The 16661-nt window shown below is 46.0% G+C and carries 16 protein-coding genes; 12 read left to right on the forward strand and 4 right to left on the reverse strand.

Features of this window, described 5'->3' with window-relative positions:
- The coding region (locus QVA83_RS07925) for a S1/P1 nuclease (RefSeq protein ID WP_287498324.1) at nucleotides 1–550 on the forward strand (550 nt) is incomplete at its 5' end.
- A gap of 31 nt (nucleotides 551–581) precedes the next feature.
- Here the strand turns inward: QVA83_RS07925 and QVA83_RS07930 are convergent.
- Both QVA83_RS07930 and rraA read right to left on the reverse strand, forming a co-directional pair.
- Nucleotides 582–1823, reverse strand: a complete 1242-nt coding sequence (locus tag QVA83_RS07930; RefSeq protein ID WP_287498325.1) for an ABC transporter substrate-binding protein — start codon at nucleotides 1821–1823, stop codon at nucleotides 582–584.
- Nucleotides 1824–1911: 88 nt separating this feature from the next.
- Nucleotides 1912–2397, reverse strand: coding sequence for a ribonuclease E activity regulator RraA (gene rraA, locus QVA83_RS07935; RefSeq protein WP_014947855.1), 486 nt, complete (start codon nucleotides 2395–2397; stop codon nucleotides 1912–1914).
- Between the two features lie 352 nt (nucleotides 2398–2749).
- On the opposite strand from rraA, the gene QVA83_RS07940 reads away from it, so the two are divergent.
- From QVA83_RS07940 to QVA83_RS07980, 9 genes are all read left to right on the forward strand, one after another.
- On the forward strand, nucleotides 2750–3268 hold the full coding sequence (locus tag QVA83_RS07940) for a phosphatase PAP2 family protein (RefSeq protein ID WP_014947854.1): 519 nt from the start codon (nucleotides 2750–2752) through the stop codon (nucleotides 3266–3268).
- Nucleotide 3269: 1 nt separating this feature from the next.
- Nucleotides 3270–4337: an MJ1255/VC2487 family glycosyltransferase gene (locus tag QVA83_RS07945; RefSeq protein WP_014947853.1), complete on the forward strand. Its 1068-nt coding sequence runs from the start codon at nucleotides 3270–3272 to the stop codon at nucleotides 4335–4337.
- 12 nt (nucleotides 4338–4349) lie between these two features.
- Entirely contained in the window at nucleotides 4350–4586 is a 237-nt protein-coding gene (lptM, locus tag QVA83_RS07950; protein ID WP_014947852.1) for an LPS translocon maturation chaperone LptM, read from the forward strand.
- A complete protein-coding gene (gene lysA, locus QVA83_RS07955; protein ID WP_014975352.1) occupies nucleotides 4586–5836 on the forward strand; it encodes a diaminopimelate decarboxylase in 1251 nt (416 codons plus the stop codon). The genes lptM and lysA overlap by 1 nt, the downstream gene beginning before the upstream one ends.
- A gap of 35 nt (nucleotides 5837–5871) precedes the next feature.
- Nucleotides 5872–6702 (forward strand): diaminopimelate epimerase, encoded by an 831-nt coding sequence (gene dapF / locus QVA83_RS07960; RefSeq protein ID WP_014947850.1) that lies wholly within the window; start codon nucleotides 5872–5874, stop codon nucleotides 6700–6702.
- On the forward strand, nucleotides 6699–7394 hold the full coding sequence (locus QVA83_RS07965; RefSeq protein ID WP_014947849.1) for a DUF484 family protein: 696 nt from the start codon (nucleotides 6699–6701) through the stop codon (nucleotides 7392–7394). Before dapF ends, QVA83_RS07965 begins: the two co-directional genes overlap by 4 nt.
- Nucleotides 7395–7399: 5 nt before the next feature.
- Nucleotides 7400–8320, forward strand: coding sequence for a tyrosine recombinase XerC (gene xerC / locus QVA83_RS07970; RefSeq protein ID WP_014947848.1), 921 nt, complete (start codon nucleotides 7400–7402; stop codon nucleotides 8318–8320).
- 20 nt (nucleotides 8321–8340) lie between these two features.
- The gene (locus QVA83_RS07975; protein ID WP_287498326.1) at nucleotides 8341–9081 is read left to right on the forward strand and encodes an HAD-IA family hydrolase; all 741 of its coding nucleotides are present in this window, start codon (nucleotides 8341–8343) and stop codon (nucleotides 9079–9081) included.
- Nucleotides 9082–9249: 168 nt separating this feature from the next.
- A complete protein-coding gene (locus tag QVA83_RS07980) occupies nucleotides 9250–10758 on the forward strand; it encodes a sensor domain-containing diguanylate cyclase (RefSeq protein ID WP_287498327.1) in 1509 nt (502 codons plus the stop codon).
- Between the two features lie 65 nt (nucleotides 10759–10823).
- On the opposite strand, the gene cysE is transcribed toward QVA83_RS07980, so the two are convergent.
- Nucleotides 10824–11630: a serine O-acetyltransferase gene (gene cysE, locus QVA83_RS07985; protein WP_014947845.1), complete on the reverse strand. Its 807-nt coding sequence runs from the start codon at nucleotides 11628–11630 to the stop codon at nucleotides 10824–10826.
- Nucleotides 11631–12093: 463 nt separating this feature from the next.
- On the opposite strand from cysE, the gene uvrD reads away from it, so the two are divergent.
- Both uvrD and QVA83_RS07995 read left to right on the forward strand, forming a co-directional pair.
- Nucleotides 12094–14265 carry a DNA helicase II gene (gene uvrD, locus QVA83_RS07990; protein WP_014977964.1) on the forward strand — a complete coding sequence of 724 codons (2172 nt, stop codon included), beginning with the start codon at nucleotides 12094–12096 and terminating at the stop codon, nucleotides 14263–14265.
- Nucleotides 14266–14307: 42 nt separating this feature from the next.
- A complete protein-coding gene (locus QVA83_RS07995) occupies nucleotides 14308–15585 on the forward strand; it encodes a GGDEF domain-containing response regulator (RefSeq protein ID WP_287498328.1) in 1278 nt (425 codons plus the stop codon).
- Nucleotides 15586–15742: 157 nt separating this feature from the next.
- Here QVA83_RS07995 and rarD read toward each other — a convergent pair whose 3' ends face one another.
- Nucleotides 15743–16657: an EamA family transporter RarD gene (gene rarD / locus QVA83_RS08000; RefSeq protein WP_287498329.1), complete on the reverse strand. Its 915-nt coding sequence runs from the start codon at nucleotides 16655–16657 to the stop codon at nucleotides 15743–15745.
- Nucleotides 16658–16661 lie beyond the last annotated feature (4 nt).

Consider the following 16661-nt stretch of genomic DNA (forward strand, 5'->3'; position numbering starts at 1 on the left):
CTATGTGTCTGTGCCTGCGGGTAAAACCTATGAAGAAGTGGGTGCCCCAAAACAAGGTGATGCGGTAACCGCGTTAAAGCAGTTTACTGAAACCTTGAAAAGCGACACGGCCACCATTGATGAAAAGCGCCTGGCACTTCAGTTTATTGTGCATATTATTGGCGATCTCCATCAACCACTTCATGCCGGCAATGGTACTGATCGTGGTGGTAACGACGTAAAAGTGCGCTTCTTCTGGCAAGACTCTAACCTACACCGAGTGTGGGACTCGCAAATGCTAGATCAGCGCGACCTGTCGTACTCAGAGTGGACGTCTTGGTTAACAAAAGCTATTACGGCTAAGGATATTCGCAGTTGGGCCACCACCGACCCCATGGTGTGGATTGAAGAAAGCACCGCTATTCGCGATACCATTTATCCTGATGACGCAAACAATATGAGCTATGACTATTTATACAACCACCTGCCTACTGCAAAAAAGCGTTTGCAGATGGCCGGAATTCGAATTGCCATGTATTTGAACAGCGTGTTTGACGAAGCAGAGCACTAGTCAAAAGTTAAGCTCGATTAGCATCTCGCAGTTAATCGAGCTGATACACTTCCAACCTTAGCGCTTCAAGAGCCTCTGTCGTACTACCTACATCTGCTGATTTCATAAAGTCTCTCAACAGTGTCATGGCAGGTTCTGCGAATTCGTGAGGCACGACCCTATCGAAATATGGACTTGTGCTTTCTGCCGTATTTAACTGCTTAGCGCCCATATCATTAAAGTAATTCGGAAAATGCTCACTTCCCGCCAAAGGAGAAAATCCCCCTGCGTGAAGATTAAATCGCGACTGGGCCTTGTGTGTCGCCATGAACGACAAAAATTGTCGCGCCGCTTTTTGCTTCGAAGAACTAGCCCGAACAAAAAACACATCCAAAGGAGCTAGCTCAATGGTTTCTTGACCAGGACTGAGCTCTGGGAAAGAAAATATCCTAATTTTTGACTCTGCACTTTCAGGAATACGAGAGCTTAGAAAATGTCCAATTAACGTAACGCCTGCCAAGCCTCGGTACAGATAAGGCATGGGATCATACCAGTCCATGTTCTCTCCCGTATCCATGAAATAGCCCTTATCAATGAGTACTTTCCACAGAAGAAAAACCTGCACGACTCGCTCATCTTTATATGAGACACGGCCTGATAACAGTTCGTGGTGAAAGGACTCTCCATAAAGCCGTAAACTAATGAATTCAAACCAGCTTGTTAATACCCACGGCGCATCATACCCAATGGCTATGGGCGTAATACCTTTCTCTTTTAAAGCCTGACAGAGGTGAAGAAATTCGTCCCACGTACTTGGCTCTGCGAGTCCCATAGAATCAAAAAGCTCAGCATTATAAAAAAATGACCACGGATAATGGGATACCGGAATAGCGTAGAAGCGGCCATTAAGGCTAACTTGAGAGGACACCGACACTCTAAACGCATCTGTTAGTCGCTGTGCTTGCCAAATGTCACTTATGTCGCTCACCCATCCACTGCGAACAAGGTCGAGCAGCCGCTCGTCGCCATACCAATAAAGTACGTCTGGCCCTTCACCCGTTTTAAGCCATTTGAGAACTTGCTGCTTATACTTATCGGTATGTACGCCCACCGCATTGAGCGTAATATCAGGCGCTACTTTGGCAAATTCTTGCTCAATGTCAGAGATTAAGTAACGTTCGTTAACGTTATCATTCAGCCATCCGACAGTAAGCGTCTCTGCCTTTGAGGGCAAGGCCAACATAGCCAAAAAAACGGTTAGATAACAAGGATATAACCCGTAAATTGCTCGCACCAAAAGCCCCTGCTTAAACTGAGTTTGCAGAACTTATCGGTTAATAAACGCCAGGTGCGCCCCTAAAATTACGCGCTATTTATGGCACTCAGTCCAGATCGAGAGGTTCAGGAGAGAGAATAACGCCCGTGCTATCAGCATAAAGATGATCTTCTGGTAAAAACGTAACGCCACCAAAGTTAACGGGCACGTCTACCTCACCAATACTTTCACACTCAGCATTTACTGGAATGGCGGCTACCGCCAAAACACCGATATCTAATTCGGCAAGGCTATCAACTTCTCGCACGCTGCCGTATATCACAACCCCTTCCCAATCGTTGTCGATTGCAACTTGAGCAGAGGATGCATCGAACAGTGCACGACGGCTAGAACCACCGCCATCAATAAGCAGTACTTTTCCAGCGCCGGGCTGAGCAAGTACTCGGTCGATAAGGCCTCTGTCTTCAAAGCATTTAATTGTGGTAATTTCACCACCGAAAGAATACCGGCCACCAAAGCTCGCGAAAATTGGATCTACCACGTCTACGCTATCAGCAAACAAATCGCATAATTCAGATGTGTTGTATTCCATCGTTCTGCCTTACTAAAATTGAGAAGACTAAAATTAAGTGAAAACAAAGCGCTGCTTACGCTTCTAAAACTAGCATAGCATTAAATGTGGCAATGCAAACGTTTGATTTAACGCCTTTCGTCGAATTTTCTACTTTTTTCAAAACTCATCAAAACTTGCTCTCCCCTCCCCCAAATGAGCACATATTTTGCTTAGCTTTCTGTCTTTTACAGCCATTCCCAATATCTGTTCGCCAGGACAAAAGAAAAAGTAAAAGCGAAGCTCGCTGTCAAAAAAGTTTCTTTTTTTCGTCACCCACTGGTCACAGATGAACTTTAGCCTGTGCAGTAATTAACCGATAGGGGACAAGGCGATGTTGATTAAATCCTTGACCAAATACGATACTGACTTGTTTTATCGCCTGTACAAACTGACGCAAAAAAGAGACTGCAGAAGTATTATCTGGCTGTCGAAAACCGGCGATGGTTACTTGTACCTTGTTATCGGTGCGCTGCTTTGGGCATTTGAGCCTGAACACGGTGAGCTTTTCCTCTACACAGCGCTGATGGCTTATGCGCTGGAATTACCCATTTATGTGCTGCTTAAGAAAATGTTCAAGCGCCCTCGCCCTTGCGATTTTCTAATGAATTTAACAGCACATGTCACGCCTTCTGATAAATTCTCTCTTCCTTCAGGCCACACGGCAGCAGCCACATTGATGGCGAGCATAGTGGCTCATTATTATCCGTCGTTTGCGGTATTAGCTTACAGCTGGGCCGCGTTAATTGGTCTTTCACGTGTGTTACTGGGTGTTCATTACCCGTCAGACGTGATCGCAGGGACACTTTTAGGCGTTACAATAGCAACGTTGAGCATTTCTATTCTGGGGTAGCATGAGATTATTGTATGGTGTGCAAGGCACCGGTAACGGACACATCGCCCGTGCGCGAATAATGGCTGCAGCTCTGGCACAGCGCGATGACATTAACGTTGACTTTGTGTTTACTGGTCGTCCCCCTGAGAAGTATTTCGACATGGAAATATTCGGAGAATACCGAACCTTTACTGGCCTGAGCTTTATCACCAAAGGAGGCCGGGTTGATAAATGGGCGACCGTTAAAGATGCAAATGTAAGCCAGTTCATTAAAGACGTGAAAGCCTTTGATACCAGCAACTACGATTTGCTGGTCAATGACTTTGAGCCCGTTACGGCGTGGGCAGCTAAACAGCAAGGTCTACCTTCTATTTCGATTAGCCATCAGGCTGCATTTGCCTACGACGTCCCTAAAAGTGGCAACACGATTTTCGATTCCTTGCTAATGAAAGTGTTTGCGCCAACAGAGATTCAACTAGGTGTGCACTGGTATCACTTCAATCAACCGATTATTCCGCCATTCGTTGCAGAAAAGCCGATTGTGTCTTCGGGAAATGGTCACGTTCTGGTTTACTTACCTTTTGAAGATATTGAAGATGTTCAACAAATGTTGGAACCCCTAAGCGATCAGGTTTTCGAATGCTTTCACCCGAACATCGATGAAGCGAAAGAAGTGGGACATATTCATTGGCACCCTACATCTAAGAAGCACTTTCAAAAAGCCCTACAGCACGCCAGTGGCGTAATCGCCAATGGGGGGTTTGAGCTATCGAGTGAGGCACTTCAACTGGGCAAGAAGCTGCTTATAAAACCTTTACACGGCCAGTTTGAGCAACTATCGAATGTGCTTACATTAAATAAATTGGATTTATGCCACACCCTGTTTCAACTTGATACCGACATTGTTGAAGAGTGGCTAGAAGCTCCCGACAACGAAGCAATTGCCTTTCCAGACAACCCCAATATTCTTATCGATTGGCTTAAAAACAAAGACTTTTCTGATACGCAAAGCCTGTGCGATGCGCTTTGGAAAAACGTTCGATATGGCGATAAAACACAAGAACGATTATTGGCTCTTGCAATTTAACGCCGCAATGCGATGATAGCGGCATTTGTCGTATTCTTCGCGGGATTTTTCGTGCTTAAAAAGTCAGTTGTTTTCTTGCTAACACTCACAGCATTATGTGGCTGTGGTTACAAAGGGGCGCTCTACATTCCTGACGCGCCTGCACAAAACACGTCTGCTGAACCAGCGTCTTCTGAAAATGCAGAAACCGGCGCCGACTCTGACACCAATAACACTTCACCCGTAACTACTTCTGGAGAGCTGAACTAGTGGATTATTTCGCCTACAGCCAAGGTCAGCTTCATGCTGAACAAGTGGCTGTTTCTGATATTGCAGCCCAGCATGGAACGCCGGTTTACATCTATTCACGTGCAACGTTAGAGCGTCACTGGCACGCATTTAATGATGCCATTGGTGAGCATCCTCACCTTGTGTGTTACGCGGTAAAAGCGAATTCGAACATCGGTGTATTAAGCGTTCTAGCCAAATTAGGTTCAGGTTTTGATATCGTTTCAGCAGGTGAACTCGCTCGCGTAATCGAGGCCGGTGGCGATGCAAGTAAGGTAGTATTTTCAGGCGTTGGTAAAAAGCATGATGAAATTCGCTATGCGCTAGAACAAGGCATCATGTGTTTCAACGTAGAATCAGAGCCAGAGCTTCATCGAATTAACCAGGTTGCAGGCGAAATGGGCGTGAAAGCCCCTATTTCACTGCGCATAAACCCGGATGTGGATGCCAAAACTCACCCTTATATTTCTACAGGCTTGAAGGCAAATAAATTCGGTATTGCCCGTGAGCGAGCGCTTGCTACCTATGAATTGGCCGCATCGCTACCTCATTTAAATGTTGTTGGTATGGACTGCCATATCGGCTCACAGCTCACAGAAATCGGCCCATTCGTAGACGCCTTGGAGCGCCTACTTTTGCTTATTGATGAATTAGCTGAACGTAACATTATCATTGAACATTTAGATGTGGGCGGTGGTCTTGGCGTTACTTATAACAACGAGCAACCACCTCATCCTAAAGCCTATGCACAAGCCATGGCTGAAAAAATGGTAGGCCGTGAGAATCTAAAGCTTATTCTTGAGCCAGGCCGCGCTATTGCAGCAAACGCCGGTATTTTAGTTACCGAAGTTGAATTCATCAAAGAAGGTGAAGAAAAAAGCTTCGCCATTGTCGACGCTGCAATGAACGATTTGTTACGCCCTGCACTTTACTCAGCATGGCAAAAAATTATTCCTGTAAAAGAAGAAACTACTGCAACACCACGTATTTACGATGTAGTAGGCCCAGTGTGTGAAACTGGTGACTTTATAGGAAAAGATCGTGAATTAGCCATTGAACCAACAGACTTACTTGCAGTTCGCAGCGCCGGTGCCTATGGTTTTGTTATGGCGTCAAACTACAACAGCCGCTGTCGTCCAGCCGAAATTATGGTAGACGGTGACAAAGCAATTGTGGTTCGCGAAAGAGAAAAACAAAAAGATCTCTGGCAAGGTGAGTACAAACTTCCGTAAACTAGAGACAAACTAACAAGATAGATGCGCGTTTAATGCAGGTTCAATTTTCTAAAATGCACGGTTTGGGTAACGATTTCATGGTTATTGATAACGTTACTCAGAACGTCTTTTTCTCTAAAGAAAAAATTCAGCAACTGGCTAACCGAAACTTCGGCATTGGCTTCGACCAGCTGTTGATGGTGGAACCGCCTTACGATCCTGAGCAAGACTTCCACTATCGTATCTTCAATGCGGATGGTTCGGAAGTAGAACAGTGTGGCAATGGCGCGCGCTGCTTCGCACGTTTTGTTAAGCAAAAAGGTCTCATTAATCGCAACAAAATTGTCGTAAGCACCAAAGCTGGAAAAATGGTGCTGTATCTTGAGAAAGATGGTCAGGTTACTGTGAACATGGGTAAACCTGAATTCGAACCTGCGAATATTCCACTTAAAGCCAATAAGCAAGAAAACACCTACATATTGCGAGTCGGCGAAAGCACGCTATTCATTGGATCGGCATCGATGGGTAACCCACATTGCGTGATGGAAGTCGACGACGTTGATACTGCTAATGTGGCCGAGATTGGTCCGCTTGTTGAAAAGCACGAACGCTTCCCTGAAGGCGTAAACGTTGGCTTTATGCAAATAATCAATGAGTCACATATTAAACTTCGCGTATTTGAACGAGGTTCAGGTGAGACCTTGGCCTGTGGTAGCGGCGCTTGTGCAGCGGTTGCAATTGGCCAGATTCAGGGTAAATTAGGAAAAGACGTGCGGGTGGACTTACCCGGAGGCAGTTTACGTATACGCTGGCCTGGCCCAGATAACGTGTTAAAAATGACAGGGCCTGCTGAGCACGTGTACGACGGACATATAAATCTATGAGCGAATTATCAGGGCAGTCTAACGCTACGCAATTGATTGAGCCATTTAACGACACAACGGAATTGTCGAGTGCCGATGTGCGCGCGTTCTTGTTACAAAACCCTGAGTTCTTTGCCGAGCACCCCGACCTTCTTGAAAAAATTAAGCTTCCCCACGAGCAGAAAGGCAGTGTTTCACTGGTAGAAATTCAAAGCGATCAGCTTCGAAAGAAAGTTAGGCAGCTTAATTTTAAACTCAATCAGCTGGTGAGCATCGCTAAACAAAACGAAAAAATATATCGCGTTTACACCGATTTAAACGTGCAGCTTCTGCGCTGTGAAAGTGTTGCCGAAGTTCAGTTTACTTTGGAAGATGTGCTTCAAGAGCGTTTACAATTGTCGTCGGCGGTCATTAAAAGCTTTAAAGGTCCGCACGCGATCCCTGAGCTACAGCAACGTTTATTTACTGAAAAACGTTTTAAAAATACCAACTTTTTCTTTGGTCGATTATCTCAGCACGAACGCCAGCTTCTTTTCGGAGAAAGCCCTGCGGAGTCTGTAGCGCTAATGCTGCTTGGTGACAACCGTGAACTCGGTATTTTAGGTATTAGCAGCAGTGACGCCAGCCACTTCACTCCAGATATGGACACCCTGTTACTTCAACAGCTTCAGCAAGTGCTTAATATCATCTTGCCTGAAATGATGGGATATTAGGTGTAGTGTCTACGGACGCATTGATAAGCGAGCCTTGCCAGCAATGGCTAGATAAGTTTCTGCTACATCTACAGGTAGAACGCGGGTTATCTCTTCACACTATCAAAAATTATCAGCGCCAACTCACAGAAGTTGCAAAGCTACTTGGGCTTTACGAGTGGTCGGGACTAACGCCAAGCGACATAAAGCGGGTAATGGCTGATGCAAAGATGTCAGGGCACAGCCCACGCAGTATAGCATTGCGCCTATCGGCACTTAGAACCTTCTGCCAATATCTTATCGATCATCAGCAACTATTCAGCAACCCTGTAGAAGGTATTCAAGCTCCGAAGCAAGGGAAGCCATTGCCTAAGCAACTAAGCGTGGATGAAATGCAGCAGCTTCTTAATGCCTCCCCCCGAAGCAGTGACGACGATGAGGGTATGCAATTACGTGATGTGGCTATGTTTGAGCTACTTTATGGCTGTGGACTGCGCTTAAGCGAACTGACTGGGCTTAATTTGGCCGACTGTCTAAAGGACGGTACGGTGAAGGTCATGGGTAAAGGAAGTAAACAGCGAATACTTCCGTTAGGCCGACACGCACAAAAAGCACTTAACGCGTGGTTAAAGGTACGCCCTGCCTACGCATCACCATACGAAAGTGCGGTCTTTGTGAGTAAGCGCAAAACCCGCATATCCAATCGACAAGTCGCTAATCGCCTCGATAAAATGGCAAGCGAACAGTCGCTGTCACAAAAAGTAAGCCCTCACAAACTGCGCCATTCCTTTGCTACCCACGTATTAGAATCCAGCGGAGATTTGCGTGCGGTTCAAGAGCTATTAGGTCATGCTAACTTGTCAACGACACAAGTTTATACCCATCTGGATTTTCAGCATCTCGCTAAGGTTTATGACGCGGCTCACCCTCGCGCACACAAGAAATAACGCTACTAGAAGGTTTCCCCATGCAGTTTTTCAGGTCTATCAATAACGTCGAGGCTATGACCTTCGACCTTGATGACACCCTTTATAATAATGAACCTATTATTCGACGCGCAGAGCAAGCCCTTCAAGCGCATATTGCTGAACATCACAAACATGCGGCTAAGCTAACATCGCTTGATTGGCTACAGCTTAAACGTGCGGCTATCGCCAAAGACGCGCGATTGGCTTCTGATATGGGGCAGCTTCGTCGCGTTGTTTTAAGCGCTGCACTATCTGGCACGCCAGCAAGTCAGTTATCAATAGTCCCTACAGAAGACACTGCATTACGTGCTGCTGTAGACAGCTGCTTTAATTGTTTTTATGACGCAAGAAGCGATTTTGCATTAGCCAGTAATGTTCACCACACCCTCGATAAACTTAGCCAGCATTTACCGCTCGTTGGTATTACTAACGGCAATGTAAACGCGCAAAAAGTAGGGTTAGACCGTTACTTCACGGCGATCTTACACGCCAGTGTGGAACGGCCTATGAAGCCTGCTCAAAACATGTTTGATGAAGCGGCCTCACTGATAAAGGTAACGCCTGCGCACATTTTACATGTGGGCGATAATATTATTAAAGACGTGTTCGGTGCCATTAATGCAGGCTATCAGTCGGCATGGTTTGCATGTAATCGTCCAATGCAGTTGAAATTAGAACCCGTTTCAGTACTTCCACACGTTCAGCTTGATTCATTAGAAGAGCTTATTCAATTTGTCTAGGCGCTATTTATCTCGAAAATACAGACCTTTACTACTCATTCTTTTGCGGGATGTGAACCTTTGAGTAAGCCGCATTCTTAAAGGTCTAGAGAGCCGCACTTAGGGTGTATAGATTTTGACGCTCACTCGTTATACACTGAAAACTGAAGTCGTAGTTTTTGTGTCCTCATGGAAAAACCTGCTATCTCGAAGTCAAGGTCGCAACAAGCGTCCAAGGTAGATAAGCCAACCTCGAATGTTCATGAACATGCCGAGACAGGTCGTTCTTTTTGGCCGTTTAAGCCACTGTCTGGCTTGTATCAAGATGTATTTATTATCTTGTCTTGGATTGCCATATGGCAAATTGGACGCATTGTTGAATACACTGAACACGCCAGTGTTTGGTTTCCTGCGGCAGGCTACACCCTTGCATGCTTCTTAGTTTTAGGTTGGCGCGCGGTAGTGCCTATTATGGTGGCCGCCATTGCGATTACCGTCTGGAATGGTCATAACTACTTGCTGCCGTTAAATAACGTAGAAATGATGTGGGGCGGCGTGTTATTCGGCGTTGCACATATGCTCCCTTACTATGCAGGAGCCAGTGTTCTCGGCCATCTATTGAGAAAGCCCGACGTCACCACACCCCAATTAATCGTCTCGTTCTTAATCATCGGCTGTATTTCGTCGTTAGTTGCTACGCAACTAGTCATTGGTTCACTTGTTCTCACTAATCAGATGTCAGCGGCGGATATTAAAGAAGCGATGCTGCCCTTTTGGATAGGGGATATGGCTGGTGTTGTAGTGCTTGCACCTCTTTTTGCTGGCTTGTTAGTAAAAATAAGTGCGGCATCTAAAATAGACCTCTTAGCATTTTCTAACTGCGCTTCATCCGATTTACACAGCTACTTTAAAAAAGTGGCAATCAATTTGGCCCTCATACTATTCGTCATGTTATTGGCAAAACTTACCCAGTCTCGTGACAGTGCATTTGCTATCTTTTTTCTCGCCATTACCCACATGTGGATAGCGTGTACTGAAAGTACGAAGCGCAATGTTATAAGCCTTGCAATAAGCAGCTTATGCATTGTTTTGCTGGTGCATATATTCGCCTTAATGGATTACGTCAAAGTGTATCAGTTTGCACTCAACGTTATTGCAGCCAACGCGTTGTTTGGTATAGCCATTCCTCAGTTACAAGCAGACAATGCTCTGCTCAAAGACCGTGTTTTTGTGGATACCTTAACCCAAGCTTATACGCGGGAGTATTTGGCCCAGCGCAGCGCACTAGAAATGGCTCAGAGCCGTGAATCTGGAAGCTCGCTTTATTTCGTTATGTTTGATTTAGATAAGTTTAAACGTATTAACGACGAATTAGGCCATGTAGACGGCGACAACGCATTGCGCCGACTAAGTCAGGTGACGAAGGATATTGTGCGTAAAGCTGATGTTTTTGCCCGTTTCGGCGGCGACGAATTTGTATTGCTTCTGCCTAATATCAGCGAGCAAAACGCCCTTAATTTGGTGGAAAAGGTACGTGAAGGTATAAACGCAATCATTATTTCAGAAGTGTCATTATCATCGAGCTTCGGCGTCACTCTCATGCAGCAAAGCGATACACTCGAGACACTTATTCAGCGCGCCGATCGGGCACTCTACGCATCAAAAGAAAAAGGCGGCAACACAATAACCCTCAAATAATGGGGTCAGAGTACATTTAATTGCTCAAAAAACCCTGAAGACCAAAATGTACTCTGACCCCAATTTTATACGTGGGAGTTATCTTCTAGTACGTTTTGGCGCATGGATTCACATGGGCTTTGACAAACCGGTCTCCCAACCACTTTAGCTGGAACACCCACCACAGTAACGTGAGCTGGAACACTATTAAGTACAACGCTACCAGCGCCTACTTTTGAGCCTTCACCTATCTCGATATTTCCAAGGATCTTGGCGCCAGCGCCAATTAACACGCCTTGGCGAATTTTAGGGTGACGGTCGCCCGACTCATTACCGGTACCACCTAATGTAACGCTCTGCAAAATAGATACGTTGTCTTCAACCACTGCAGTTTCGCCCACTACAATGCCAGTTGCGTGGTCAAACATGACGCCTTTACCAATACGCGCAGCAGGGTGGATATCTACACCAAAGCTTGCCGAGTTGCGGCTTTGTAAGAATAAAGCAAGCTGGTGACGACCGTGCACCCAGAGGTAATGCGCCATGCGGTGTACTTGCACAGCATGAAAACCTTTAAAGTGAAGTAAGGGAGTAAGGTAATCGTTGACCGCCGCATCCCGCGCCTTAATCGCTAGAATGTCAGCAATAGCCGCTTCGCTGATGCCAGGCTCAAGTAAGTAAGCTTCATCGAAAACTTCACGAATGGCGAGCGCAGGCATGACGTCGTCTGCCATTTTGTTCGACAGAATAAAGCTAAGCGACGATTCAAAGTTGTGATGTGCAAGAACACTGGCATGCACATAGCTAGACAGCAAAGGCTCTTTTTCAGCAACAACTTGCGCTTCTTGTTTCAGCGTAGACCAAAAATCGATGGGCGTTGTAAGTGCGGTCATGAGCATGTCCCGTTATATAAAAATGCTGTGTTCTATCAGAAAATTGGGTAAGCAATCTAAACTTGTTCCTTGCTGGGCATATCTATGCTGACAAAAGGGAACGCGTAAAAGTTTACCTGAGTTTGATGTGATGCAATACCGATGTGATACCGACCAAGCGCATAATTCGATCAATTTATCGAATTAATTCGTTATAGCTAATAACCGTATCGTACATGTATACATCGTTAAAGCATTCTGCTCTCTCGCTGCGTCTAACTGAGTGCTTCAATTAATTTAATAGAACGTTCAGAGCGCTCGTATCTTTCATTAAATAATACTTAAAATCATGATTACACACGAACGTATAATGCCGTTGAAGTTTATCTTCACTGGGAAAAACTGGACTGTATAAATTAACAGGCAGGTGGCATAATAGCGCGCTGCTGAATGTATAACACTATCAACTAACAGGTACCACACTATGGATGTATCTCGACTGCTAGACGAGCTAAACGACAAACAGCGTGAAGCAGTAGCAGCCCCACTATCTAACGCCCTAGTTTTGGCTGGCGCGGGCAGTGGTAAAACCCGCGTATTAGTGCATCGCATTGCGTGGTTAATGGAAGTCGAAAACATCGCCCCTTTTTCTATTTTGGCAGTAACCTTTACCAATAAAGCAGCCAAAGAAATGCGCGGCCGAATAGAGTCGTTGATGGGTCGCAGCCTGCACAATATGTGGATTGGTACCTTCCACGGGCTTGCGCATCGCTTGCTACGCGCGCACCATGCAGAAGCCAACTTGCCTGAGAATTTTCAGATAATTGATTCGGACGATCAGTATCGACTTATTCGCCGCATTCTGAAGGCCATGAACCTGGACGAAAAGCATTGGGCGCCTCGTCAAATTCAGTGGTACATAAATGGCAACAAAGACGAAGGCTTGCGCCCTCAGCACATTGAAACCCACGGCGATCATATTCAAAAGACCATGCGCGAAGTCTATGCGGCATATCAAGACGCTTGCGACCGTTCAGGCTTGGTAGATTTTGCTGAACTGTTGCTACGCGCACATGAATTATGGGCTAAAAACCCAGAAGTATTAGCCCACTATCAACGTCGTTTCCGTGCAGTGTTAGTAGACGAATTCCAAGATACCAACAATATCCAATATGCATGGCTTCGTATGCTGTGTAGTGGTGGTAATAATAACATTATGATTGTTGGCGACGACGATCAGTCTATTTACGGCTGGCGCGGCGCGAACGTAGATAATATTCAGCACTTTCTGAAAGACTTCAACGAGCCTACTACTATTCGCCTTGAGCAGAATTACCGCTCTACAGGAAACATTCTTAAAGCGGCGAACACGGTTATCGACAACAATACGGGCCGTTTAGGGAAAGAACTTTGGACGGAAGACGCGCAAGGCGAGCTTATTTCTGTATATGCGGGTTTCAACGAGCTAGATGAAGCGCGCTTTATTGTTTCGAAAATCAAAGATTGGCTTAATCAAGGCAACGCCCTTACTGATACCGCCATTCTTTATCGAAACAACGCCCAGTCTCGAGTACTGGAAGAAGCCTTGCTGCACGAAGGGCTGGCGTATCGCATATACGGCGGTCTGCGCTTCTTCGAACGCCAAGAGATTAAAGACGCCCTTGGCTATATGCGTATGGTGAGCCACCCGCACGACGATGCAGCTTTCGAGCGTGTAGTAAACACCCCAAGTCGCGGTATTGGTGAGAAAACCTTATCGCAAGTGCGCGACACCGCGCGAATGCACAACTGTTCAATGTGGCAGGCGTGTCAGTTGCTCATTAATGAAGGTGGCTTTAAAGGCCGCGCGCTAAACGCTATGCAAAGCTTTGTGTTGCTAATTACTGAGCTAGAGCAATCCACGTTAGATGAGCCCCTTGACCAACAAGCCGATAAAGCTATTCGCCAGTCTGGTCTGTACGCCATGTACCAAGCAGAGCGCGGAGAAAAGGCCCAAGCACGACTAGAAAACTTGGAAGAATTGGTTACTGCATGTAAAACCTTTATCGTGCCTGAAGAAGCCGAAGAAATGTCGCCTCTGGCAGCCTTTCTAGCTCATGCGTCGCTGGAAGCAGGTGAAACCCAGGCGGATAAAGACCAGGATGCCGTGCAGATGATGACTATACACACCGCTAAAGGCCTTGAATTTCCACTGGTATTCTTAGCAGGTGTAGAAGAAGGCATGTTCCCTAGCCAAATGACCAACGACGAGCCAGGTCGAATGGAAGAGGAACGCAGACTTTGCTATGTTGGTATGACCAGAGCAATGCAAAAGTTGTATATTACTTATGCAGAAAGTCGTCGACTCTATGGCCAAGATAAGTATCATACTGCTTCTCGATTTATTCGCGAAATGCCAGCAGACTGCGTTGAAGAGGTTAGGCTGAAATCGACTATTTCGCGGCCCGTGCACAACCGCTTTAGCCAAGCAACGTCGCACGCCAGTTTTGAAGAAACGGGCTTTAGTTTAGGTGAGCGAGTTGTACACCGTAAATTTGGCGAAGGGATCGTACTTAACTACGAAGGGAGTGGTGAGCACGGTCGAGTTCAAGTAAACTTCGACGAATTTGGCAGCAAATGGCTGGTACTTGCTTACGCAAAGCTGGAGAAAGCGTAACATTATTAATAGGCAAGGTAGCCTAAACCTAAGTTGAAATGTATGCAGCAACACGTGCTGATCATCGAAAATGGTGAAGGCAACCTTGAACTTATAGCGAAATTAGTACGCCGGGCAGGCCTTACCCCCGTTGGCGCAACGTCGCTGACAGAAGGCAAAGCACGGTTTTCGCAAAATATGCCGGAAACCTTTCTGTGTGCTATTGTTGCATACTCGCTTCCCGATGCACCAAAAGGCGAAGCCATCGACTTTACGGTTGAGTCTTTCATTCCCACCATTGCTACAACAGAAAGTTTAGATAGCGCTATTCGCGATAAAGTCCTAGAACGTAACGTTGTCGATTACATTCCCAAAGAAAATTCGCAGAACTACGACTACCTGAATCGTCTTATTAGCCGATTAGAAAAAAACAAGTCTACTGGCGTCGTCGTCGTAAGCACGAATCGGGTGTTGCGCTCAAAAACCGTTTCATTACTTCAGCGCCACAATTTTATTGCGTTTGAATGCCTAACGGCTACAGACGCTATGCAATGCTTGTCTGAACACAAAAACGTACGTCTTGTTATCACTGACAATACGTTACCTGATATGACAGGCACGCACTTTGTCGCCAGTTTAAGAAAAGCCTTTTCGAAAGAGCAGTTGGCAATTATGGGCGTTGCTGGAGGCAAAGGCATGTTAATGTCTGCGCACTTTATTAAGAGTGGTGCAAATGACTTCTTGCGAGTGCCCTACTGTCATGAAGAATTCTTGTGTCGCGTGATGCAGAACGTGGAATATATTGAGAGCGTTGAAGAAATTCGCCGTGTGGCCAACACCGACTATTTAACAGGTTTGCCTAACAGGCGCCACTTCTTCTACATGGTTACTGTGCAACACCAAAACCTGTCTGAAGATCACGCTCTCGCCCTCATTGACCTAGACTTTTTCAAATCGATAAACGATACCCATGGCCATGACGCCGGTGACATTGTGCTAAAAGCCCTGGCGGCGCTTATTGAGTTTTATTTTCCAGATGAAATCATCTCCCGATTTGGCGGTGAAGAGTTTTGTATTTATATGCCATCTACACCTTTAAAAAAGGCGTGTGAACGCTTAGAAGATTTCAGAAAAGTAGTGGAAGCGGAAGTTATTCAACTTCCCAAAACCGACATTAAAGTGACCTGTAGCATTGGAGTAAGCGGCGCCCATACCCAGCGCGTAGATAAGCTACTAAGCCTTGCAGATAAACAGCTTTACGCTGCAAAAAATTGCGGGCGCAATCAGGTCAAATGTGAACCGCCAGATGTACCTCAGCAAGAGCAAGCTTCACTGCTTTAGCTTTCCCATTTAACTAACCGTGCTTTCTGACCATTGCGTAACTCACCATTTTCCACGCACATTAGCTCTTTCATCATAGGCGCGCTGCTTTTGCATATAGGCGTTTTACGCCACCGCTTTGCGGATTGGTATTACGCAGGGCTGTGAGAACCAGCCCCTACTCTACTGAGAGCTTTTGCGCTTTACGTTGACTGCGATAATTGACTAGCGAATCAGCGCTGAACAAGATAAGCGCAAACCACACAAAGCCGAAGGTCACCAAACGGGACTCCTCAAGCGGTTCGCCGTATAGGTAAACCGCCAGTATGAACATGAGCGTTGGCCCAATGTACTGAAAGAAGCCTAGCGTTGAATACATAATGCGCCTTGCAGCAGCGGTAAAACAAAGTAGTGGCGCGGTAGTTACAATGCCAGCCGCCAAAATAAGGGTATTTAGCGTGGCGTCGTTATTAAATAAATTGCTGTATTCAGACCCGAAGAATATCCAGTAGATAATAGCCAATGGTGAAAGCATTAAGGTTTCAATGAAAAGGCCGGGTAGCGAGTCTACCGCCACCTGCTTGCGCAATAAGCCGTACACACTGAAACTTCCTGCAAGCACCAAGGCAATCCACGGCACATGGCCGTATGAGAAGATTAGAATAGCCACGCCAATAACAGCAAGTCCGACAGCAACGCGCTGTAAGTTGCGTAACCTTTCTCCTAAGAAAAGTCGCCCTAAAAACACGTTGATAAGGGGGTTGATGTAATAGCCTAGGCTTGCATCAAGGATATGGTCGTTATTAATTGCCCAAATAAACAATAGCCAGTTCGCCCCGAGTAGCAAACCAGCAACGAACAAAATCTGCATAACTCGCTTGTTGCGAAGAGCAGCGCCCACTTTTGGCCATTGCTTTAGCACTGCTATAAGCCCAACTAGAAGCACTACAGACCAAATAACCCTGTGCATAAGGATTTCGGCTGCCGGCAAAACCATCAACTGTTTGAAATAAACAGGTGCAACACCCCACATACTATAGGCGGCAATAGCACAAATAACGCCGACTTGAGCGGCACTGGCTTGCTTAGACAAGACT

The organism is Alteromonas sp. AO-Serp, assembly GCF_017849675.1.
Lineage (GTDB): Bacteria > Pseudomonadota > Gammaproteobacteria > Enterobacterales > Alteromonadaceae > Alteromonas > Alteromonas macleodii.

Coding starts and splice junctions, on each gene's coding strand:
- rraA (WP_014947855.1), bottom strand. CDS start 2,397: ATGGAATACAACACATCTGAATTATGCGATTTGTTTGCTGATAGCGTA.
- QVA83_RS07940 (WP_014947854.1), top strand. CDS start 2,750: ATGTTGATTAAATCCTTGACCAAATACGATACTGACTTGTTTTATCGC.
- QVA83_RS07945 (WP_014947853.1), top strand. CDS start 3,270: ATGAGATTATTGTATGGTGTGCAAGGCACCGGTAACGGACACATCGCC.
- lptM (WP_014947852.1), top strand. CDS start 4,350: ATGATAGCGGCATTTGTCGTATTCTTCGCGGGATTTTTCGTGCTTAAA.
- dapF (WP_014947850.1), top strand. CDS start 5,872: ATGCAGGTTCAATTTTCTAAAATGCACGGTTTGGGTAACGATTTCATG.
- QVA83_RS07965 (WP_014947849.1), top strand. CDS start 6,699: ATGAGCGAATTATCAGGGCAGTCTAACGCTACGCAATTGATTGAGCCA.
- QVA83_RS07975 (WP_287498326.1), top strand. CDS start 8,341: ATGCAGTTTTTCAGGTCTATCAATAACGTCGAGGCTATGACCTTCGAC.
- QVA83_RS07980 (WP_287498327.1), top strand. CDS start 9,250: ATGGAAAAACCTGCTATCTCGAAGTCAAGGTCGCAACAAGCGTCCAAG.
- cysE (WP_014947845.1), bottom strand. CDS start 11,630: ATGACCGCACTTACAACGCCCATCGATTTTTGGTCTACGCTGAAACAA.
- uvrD (WP_014977964.1), top strand. CDS start 12,094: ATGGATGTATCTCGACTGCTAGACGAGCTAAACGACAAACAGCGTGAA.
- QVA83_RS07995 (WP_287498328.1), top strand. CDS start 14,308: ATGCAGCAACACGTGCTGATCATCGAAAATGGTGAAGGCAACCTTGAA.